The organism is Bradyrhizobium sp. WSM4874 (assembly GCF_055811835.1).
This window is the reverse complement of record NZ_JBVVPR010000041.1, coordinates 63,115-70,790: the sequence shown is the minus strand read 5'-3', so window position 1 is coordinate 70,790 and position 7,676 is coordinate 63,115. Positions and strand designations below refer to the sequence as shown.

6 protein-coding genes are annotated in these 7,676 nt (G+C 63.0%); all 6 read left to right on the top strand.

From position 1 onward, the window contains the following. Window positions 1-138 precede the first annotated feature (138 nt). The 6 genes from murJ (at window position 139) to AC0L3P_RS31170 (ending at window position 7,525) form a co-directional block, all read left to right on the top strand. Window positions 139-1,665 carry a murein biosynthesis integral membrane protein MurJ gene (gene murJ / locus AC0L3P_RS31195; RefSeq protein WP_473307896.1) on the top strand — a complete coding sequence of 509 codons (1,527 nt, stop codon included), beginning with the start codon at window positions 139-141 and terminating at the stop codon, window positions 1,663-1,665. A gap of 162 nt (window positions 1,666-1,827) precedes the next feature. Further along, a complete protein-coding gene (locus AC0L3P_RS31190; RefSeq protein WP_473307903.1) occupies window positions 1,828-2,244 on the top strand; it encodes an SRPBCC family protein in 417 nt (138 codons plus the stop codon). Window positions 2,245-2,529: 285 nt separating this feature from the next. After that, window positions 2,530-2,808 (top strand): DUF1127 domain-containing protein, encoded by a 279-nt coding sequence (locus AC0L3P_RS31185; RefSeq protein WP_473307894.1) that lies wholly within the window; start codon window positions 2,530-2,532, stop codon window positions 2,806-2,808. Between the two features lie 275 nt (window positions 2,809-3,083). After that, window positions 3,084-5,393: a xanthine dehydrogenase family protein molybdopterin-binding subunit gene (locus tag AC0L3P_RS31180; protein ID WP_473307891.1), complete on the top strand. Its 2,310-nt coding sequence runs from the start codon at window positions 3,084-3,086 to the stop codon at window positions 5,391-5,393. 104 nt (window positions 5,394-5,497) lie between these two features. Then, window positions 5,498-5,944 carry a c-type cytochrome gene (locus AC0L3P_RS31175; RefSeq protein WP_473307887.1) on the top strand — a complete coding sequence of 149 codons (447 nt, stop codon included), beginning with the start codon at window positions 5,498-5,500 and terminating at the stop codon, window positions 5,942-5,944. A 285-nt stretch (window positions 5,945-6,229) separates the two neighbouring features. After that, on the top strand, window positions 6,230-7,525 hold the full coding sequence (locus AC0L3P_RS31170; protein ID WP_473307885.1) for a cystathionine gamma-synthase family protein: 1,296 nt from the start codon (window positions 6,230-6,232) through the stop codon (window positions 7,523-7,525). The last annotated feature ends 151 nt before the right edge of the window (window positions 7,526-7,676 follow it).

Genomic DNA, 7,676 nt, shown 5'->3' with positions numbered 1-7,676 from the left:
GCGCGGGGAGAGACCCCTCACCCCAATGAGATTGCGTCTACTTGCGGCGCTGCCCTCTCCCACAAGGGGAGAGGGCACAGCAATGCGCATTCGCAAGATGCAATCGACCTCTGTTCGATAAGCCTCTAAAACAGACGCATGCTCGGACGTATCTTCACGGTTGGTGGTTACACGCTGCTCTCGCGGCTGACGGGGTTTGCCCGCGACATCATGCTCGCGGCGATTCTCGGTGCCGGCCCCGTGGCCGACGCCTTTTTCGTGGCGCTGCGCCTGCCCAACCATTTCCGTGCGATCTTTGCCGAGGGTGCCTTCAACGCCGCCTGGGTGCCGGCCTATGCGCATGTCCATGGCGAGCGCGGGGAGGGGGCGGCAAGATTGTTCGCCGACCGCATCTTCACGCTGCTGCTGGCCTCGCAGGTGGTGCTGCTGATCGTCGCCTGGCTGTTCATGCCGCAGGCCATGAGCATTTTGGCGCCCGGCTTTTCCGAGGACGCCGAGCAGCGCAGGCTCGCGATCGAGCTGACCCGGATCACCTTTCCCTATCTGCTGCTGATCACGCTGGTGACGCTCTACGGCGGCATGCTCAACGTGATGCAGCGCTTCGCCAGCGCCGCGGCCGCGTCGATCTTCCTCAACATCTCGATGATGATGACGCTGGCAATCGCCGCCTGGTTTCCCAGCGCGGGCCACGCCGCCGCCTGGGGCGTTCTGATCTCGGGCTTCCTGCAATATGCCCTGCTCGCCGGCGATCTCGCCCGCCATGGCGGCCTGCCGCGCTTTGCGCCACTCAAGCTCGACGAAGACGTCCGCGCATTCTTTAGGGCGTTGGGACCTGCGACGCTGGGCTCGATGGGCACGCAGCTCGCGCTGTTTGCCGACACCATCATCGCGACCTTCCTGCCCGCGGGCGCGTTGTCGGCGCTGTATTATGCCGACCGTCTCAACCAGCTCCCGATCGGCGTGATCGGCATTGCCATCGGTACGGTGCTGCTGCCGGAGATGTCGCGGCGGATCACGGCCAACGACCATGACGGCGCGATGAAGGCGCAGCGCCGTGCGTTCGATTTCACGCTGCTATTCTCAGTGCCGTTCGTCGCAGCCTTCCTCACCGTGCCCGACGCGATCATGCGCGCGTTGTTCGCCCGCGGGGCGTTCTCGAAAGCCGATGCCGCCGCCGCAGGCGCCACGCTCGCGGCCTATGCCATCGGTCTCATCCCCTTCGTGCTGATCCGCAGCGCGGTCGCAACCTTCTATGCGCGCAAGGATACGGCGACGCCGGTTCGCGCCTCCCTGACCGGCATCGCGGTCAACGTCGCCCTCAAGGTCGCCTTGATGGGATCGCTGGCCCAGATCGGGCTTGCGCTTGCCACTGCCGTCGGCGTCTGGACCAATCTGCTGCTGGTGCTGTTCTTCGCGGTGCGGCGAGGCTTTCTCGTGCTGGACCGCGCCTGGCTATTGTCGCTCGCCAAATTCCTGCTGACCGGGATCATCCTGGCCGCTGCCTTCTGGCTCATCGCGCGCTTCGGCGGTCCTTCGTTGGGCTCGATGCACTTCCGGGACGAATTGACGCTGCTTCTGCTGGCCGTCGGGGGCACGATTGTCTATGGGCTTGCTATCCTTGCGCTGTTCGGCCGCCGCTGGCTGGTCTCGCTGGTGCGGGGTTAACTTTTTCATATTTTCAACGCATTGACGGCTCGACCTTGTCGGCACGGACCAGTCTCGATCGTCCTTGGATGGACACATCTCGGAAGTGCGGTGGATGGACCCTGCACAATTGACGTGATGCCGTCACCTCAAGCCCCAAAAATCGAACTAGGAGCACTGTTTATGAGGATCACCGTCGAAACCAACGTAGCAGCCCCCATCGATCAGGTCTGGCGCGCATATACGACGCCGGCCGACATCATGAAGTGGAACGCCGCGTCCGACGACTGGCATACGACCAAGGCGACCGTCGACCTGCGAGAAGGCGGTGTCTTCTCATCGCGCATGGAGGCCAAGGACGGCAGCATGGGCTTTGATTTCGCCGGTACCTACACGAAAATCATCGAGCACAAGCGGATCGAATACGCGTTCGGCGAGCGAAAAGCCGAAGTCGAGTTTGTGCCCGGCCTGAAGGGCATTCTGGTCCGCGTTGTCTTCGATGGCGAATCGACGCACTCGGTCGAGCAGCAGCAAGGCGGTTGGCAGGCAATCCTCGACAACTTCGCACAATACGTGGAAGCGAAGCAGAAGAAGTCGTGAAGACCGTTTAAGGGGAAGAAAGCGCCAGAGTAAGGTGCTCGCCCCCAGGATGTGACGGACGACGATACATCCCTTGATATCGCGCAGTGGCTGTGGTATTGGCGTCTCATGATCAAATCAGTGCGCAAACTCAACCGCAACCACATGACCCGCTTCGGCTGGGCCGTGGAAGGAGTCGCGCGCTAGAATTCGACGACGACATCTTTTCACCAAGGCCCCGCCGGCATCGGACGGGGCCTTTTGTTTGGCCACGCTTCCCTGCCGGCACAACAGCAGGAGCGTCCGATGCCACCCCAACAGACGAACGTCACATCCGAGACGGAGAGGCTCCCCGTCGAACTTGTATCGACGTGGAGCATCCCAGGCTTGCTCGCGCGATACTGGCGTGCGCTCCAGGACTGGCGCTGGCGGCAGGGCCCACAAATCGCCTTGCAGGACCTGAGTGACAGGGAGCTGATGGATATCGGCCTGACGCGTGGCGAGATCGACTACATCTCGCCGGAACGGGCTATCGATAAGCTGAGGGATCACGCCAGAGGTCTATGGAGTCGCGGGGGGATGTAACTGATGACCATCCGAAGCGGAGATGCGCTTCGTGAGCAAGCAGCCGTCGGCACGGCTGCTTGTTCTCAGGCGTGCACAGCGGGCGGGTTCGGCAACTATCATGCCATCAAGCGGACCGATCCTCACAGCGAAATGACCGAGCTGCGGCGCTCCCGTTCCATCCTGCCTGACAGGTGAGGGCGGTGGATGGTTTTCGCATGGCTAAACCCGTTTGCCTTGCCAGTTTTTCCACGGCAATATGCCGGCAAAACAACCATGAGAAACGGGACGAGAAAATGGCGGCTCCCATCAAGTTCGGCGTTGGCCAAAGCGTGTTGCGCAAAGAGGATGACGCGCTCATCCGCGGCAAGGGCCGCTATACCGACGATTATGCGCCGCAGGCCGCGCTTCGCTGCCTGATGCTGCGCTCGCCGCATGCGCATGCCAAATACACCATCGATGCGAGCCGTGCCCGCACTCTCCCCGGCGTCGCGCTGATCCTGACCGCCGATGACGTTGGGGATCTCGGCAATCTGCCCTGCCTGTTCAATCTCGAGACAGACCCCTTCACTGGCCCGCCTTACCCGATCCTCGCCAAGGACGAGGTGCGCCATGTCGGCGATTCCATCGCCTTCGTCGTCGCCGAGACCATCGACCAGGCCCGCGACGCGATCGAGGCGATCGACGTCAAATGGAGCCCGCTGCCGGCCGTGACCGGCGTCGTCAACGCCGTGAAGAAGGGCGCAGCCTTGGTCTGGCCGGGCAAGCCCGGCAACGTCCTGTTCGACGTCTCGATCGGTGACAAGAAAGCGACCGAGGCTGCCTTTGCCAAGGCGCATACGGTGGCCGAGATCTCGATCGTCAATCCGCGCGTGGTCGCGAACTTCATGGAGACGCGCGCGGCGGTGTGCGAATACGACGCCAAGCGCGACCATCTGACGCTGACGGTCGGCAGCCAGGGCAGCCATCGGCTGCGCGATATCCTCTGCCAGAACGTGCTCAACATCCCGACCGACAAGATGCGGGTGATCTGCCCCGACGTCGGCGGCGGCTTCGGCACGAAGCTGTTTCCCTATCGGGAATACGCTCTCCTGGCAGTCGCCGCGCGAAAGCTGAAGAAGGCGGTGAAATGGGCGGCCGACCGCACCGAGCATTTCATGGGGGACGCCCAGGGCCGCGACAACGTCACCACGGCGAAGATGGCGCTGGCCGAGGACGGCAAGTTCCTCGCGATGGATTGCGACCTGATGGGCGACATGGGCGCGTATCTGTCGACGTTCGGGCCCTATATCCCGCATGGCGGCGCCGGCATGCTGCCGGGCCTCTACGACATCCAGGCGTTCCATTGCCGGGTGCGGACCATCTTCACCAACAGCGTGCCGGTTGATGCCTATCGTGGTGCCGGACGGCCCGAGGCTGCTTACGTCATCGAGCGTCTGGTGGACGCCTGCGCGCGAAAACTCGACATGACGCCGGATGCCATCCGCCGCAAGAACTTCATTCAGCCGAAGGCGCTACCCTACAAGACCGCGACCGGCAAGGTCTATGATTCCGGCGACTTCGCCGCGCACCTGAAGCGCGCGATGGAGATCGCCGAGTGGAAGGAGTTTGGCAAGCGCGCCAAGGCGGCCAAGAAGAATGGCTTGATCCGCGGCATCGGACTTGCGAGCTATGTCGAGGTCTGCGGCACCATGGGCGAGGAGACCGCCAATGTGCGGATGGACCCCAATGGCGATATCACTGTCCTGATCGGCACCCAGTCGAGCGGGCAGGGCCACCAGACCGCCTATGCGCAGATCGTTGCCGAGCAGTTCGGCGTGGCGCCCGAGCGCGTGCACGTCCACCAGGGCGACACCGACATGATCGCCACCGGGCTCGGGACCGGCGGCTCGGCTTCGATCCCGTCAGGCGGTGTCAGCGTCGAGCGTGCGACCCGTGAGCTCGGCGCGCGGCTCAAGGAGATCGCAGCACAGGCGCTGGAAGCGAGTGCCGGCGATCTCGAGATCACCGATGGCCTGGTGCGCATCGCCGGCACCGACCGTTCGATCTCGTTCGCCGATCTCGCCAAGCGTCCCGGCGTCGATCCGTCGAAGCTCAATGCGAGCGCGACCTTTGCCAGCGCCGACGGCACCTATCCGAACGGCACCCATGTCGCGGAGGTCGAGATCGATCCGGCCACCGGCATCATCAAAATCGTCAACTACGTGATCGTCGACGATTTCGGCATGACGCTCAATCCGCTGCTGCTGGCCGGCCAGGTCCATGGCGGCGCCATGCAGGGCATCGGGCAGGCGTTGATGGAGCAGGCGGTCTATGGCGCGGGCGACGGCCAACTCGTTACCGCGACTTTCATGGACTATGCGCTGCCGCGCGCGGCGGACGGGCCGGACTTCGTGTTCGAGACGGCCAACGTTCCCTGCAAGACCAATCCGCTGGGGGTGAAGGGCGCGGGCGAAGCCGGTGCGATCGGGTCCTGCCCGGCCGTGGTCAATGCCATCGTCGACGGCCTCTGGCGCGAGTACAAGATCGACCACATCGACATGCCGGCGACGCCGGAGCGGGTGTGGATTGCCGTCAACGAGCACCATCGCCGTCACAGCCTGTGACAATTTTTCACGGAATGAAATCTGCCAGGCGGTGTTGGCCCCATTGAGGGGTCAGCACGATCCTGCATCAAGGCGATCTTGCACCAAGGAAAGGGATTTTGCGAATGAAGCGAGTGTTGGTGGTTGGGGGCGCGTTTTTGCTCGGTATGGGCGCGGTTTGGGCACAACAGGACTCCGTCAAGGAGGTCCAGATGCTGATGAAGGGCAACGGCAAGAACGCCGGCGCGGTGGCGGCGATGGTCAAGGGCGAGAAGCCCTACGATCAGGCCACGGTGGACAGCGCACTGGCGCAGTTCGAGGACACCGCCAAGAAGCTGCCGAACCTGTTTCCGGCGAGCGCCAAGGGCATGAAGCCCGAGGGCGACTACAGCGCCTCGCCGAAAGTGTGGGAGGACAAAGCCGGATTCGATGCCAAGGTCGCGAGCTTCGCCAAGGTCGTTGGCGAGGCCAAAGGCAAGATCAAGGATTTGGACTCGCTCAAGGCGAATTTCCCCGCGGTCGGCAAGGAATGCGGCGGCTGCCACGAGACGTTTCGCGTGAAGAACGGCTGACGGAAGAAAAAGATTCGTAGCCCGGATAGCGCTGCGCTCCATCCGGGCTACTGGGAATTGGGAAAAAGCGGTTGCGAAAGCAGCCGCTTTTTCATGTCGGCGCGCAGCGCTGGAAATTCTGTCCGCAAGGCCTGACGGATCGCTGCCGGAGCAGTTATCTTGGCTCCAGCCGCCGCGGCATTGGTGTGAACTTTTGACGCTGACGCATCCCGCTCCTGACTCGTTCATGACATCAGGAGTTCCAACCCGCGGCGAGCACCTCAATCAGCAACAGCGAGACAAGCCATGGTAAAACCGTTCCCGTCGAAGACGCACATCGGCAACCATATGCTGCATCCGGAAACGCTGATGCTGACCTACGGCTATGATCCGCAATTGTCGGAAGGCGCGGTCAAGCCGCCGGTGTTCCTGACCTCGACCTTCGTGTTCAAGACGGCCGAGGACGGGCAGGACTTCTTCGATTTCGTCTCCGGCCGGCGCGAGCCGCCGGAAGGGATGGGCGCGGGCCTAGTCTATTCACGCTTCAATCACCCCAACAGCGAAATCGTCGAGGACAGGCTCGCGATCTACGAGCGCACCGAGAGCTGTGCGCTGTTCTCATCCGGCATGGCGGCCATCGCAACCACGATCCTGGCGTTCGTCCGCCCCGGCGATGTCATTCTGCACTCCCAGCCGCTCTATGGCGGCACGGAAACGCTGCTGACGAATACGCTTGCGCGTCTGTCGATCGGCGCCGTCGGCTTCGCCGATGGCGTCGACGAAGCCGTGGTCAGCCAGGCCGCGGAGGAGGCCATGGGCAAGGGCCGGGTTTCGATGATCCTGATCGAAACTCCGGCCAACCCGACCAACGGGCTGGTCGACATCGCGATGATGCGGCGTGTCGCCGACACCATCGGAAAGGCGCAAGGACACGTTCCGATCATTGCCTGCGACAATACGCTGCTCGGACCGGTGTTTCAGCGGCCGATCGAGCACGGCGCCGATATTTCGCTGTACTCGCTCACGAAATATGTCGGCGGTCATTCCGATCTGATCGCGGGCGCCGCGCTCGGAGCGAAGGCGGTCGTGAAAGGCATCAAGGCGCTGCGGGGCGCCATCGGCACCCAGCTCGATCCGCATTCCTGCTGGATGATCAATCGGTCGCTCGAGACGCTGAGCCTACGCATGGAGAAGGCCGACGCGAATGCGCGCCTGGTGGCGGACTATCTGCGCGATCATCCCAAAGTGGCCAAGGTGCACTATCTCGGTCATCACGACGCGGCGTCGCCGGATGGACTTGTGTTTGCGCGGCAATGCACAGGGGCGGGATCCACGTTCTCGTTTGACATCGTCGGCGGCAAGGCGGCGGCCATGAAATTCCTCAACGCGCTGCAGATCCTCAAGTTGGCGGTGAGTCTCGGTGGAACGGAGTCGCTTGCGAGCCTGCCTGCCACCATGACTCATTCCGGCGTTCCCGCCGACATTCGCCGGAAGATCGGCGTGCTCGATTCCACGATCCGGCTGTCGATCGGCATCGAACACCCGTCGGATTTGATCGCCGACCTCGCGCAGGCGCTCAACGCAGCCGAACCTGAGGTGTGACGTCTGCGCCAGGGTTACGGGGAATCGAAAAGGGCGGCTGTGTAACAGCCGCCCGTTTTTTGGTGAGTGGAAAAAGTTTAATAGTAACCAGGGCCCCGGTCTAGCCGCCCGGCTTTGGCGCGGTGTGGGTGTTGAAGTTTAGCATGGCGCC

What these genes read in the sequence shown, in the direction of transcription:
- AC0L3P_RS31180 (WP_473307891.1), top strand. Translation starts at nt 3,084, where the DNA reads ATGGCGGCTCCCATCAAGTTCGGCGTTGGCCAAAGCGTGTTGCGCAAA.
- AC0L3P_RS31185 (WP_473307894.1), top strand. Translation starts at nt 2,530, where the DNA reads ATGCCACCCCAACAGACGAACGTCACATCCGAGACGGAGAGGCTCCCC.
- murJ (WP_473307896.1), top strand. Translation starts at nt 139, where the DNA reads ATGCTCGGACGTATCTTCACGGTTGGTGGTTACACGCTGCTCTCGCGG.
- AC0L3P_RS31175 (WP_473307887.1), top strand. Translation starts at nt 5,498, where the DNA reads ATGAAGCGAGTGTTGGTGGTTGGGGGCGCGTTTTTGCTCGGTATGGGC.
- AC0L3P_RS31190 (WP_473307903.1), top strand. Translation starts at nt 1,828, where the DNA reads ATGAGGATCACCGTCGAAACCAACGTAGCAGCCCCCATCGATCAGGTC.
- AC0L3P_RS31170 (WP_473307885.1), top strand. Translation starts at nt 6,230, where the DNA reads ATGGTAAAACCGTTCCCGTCGAAGACGCACATCGGCAACCATATGCTG.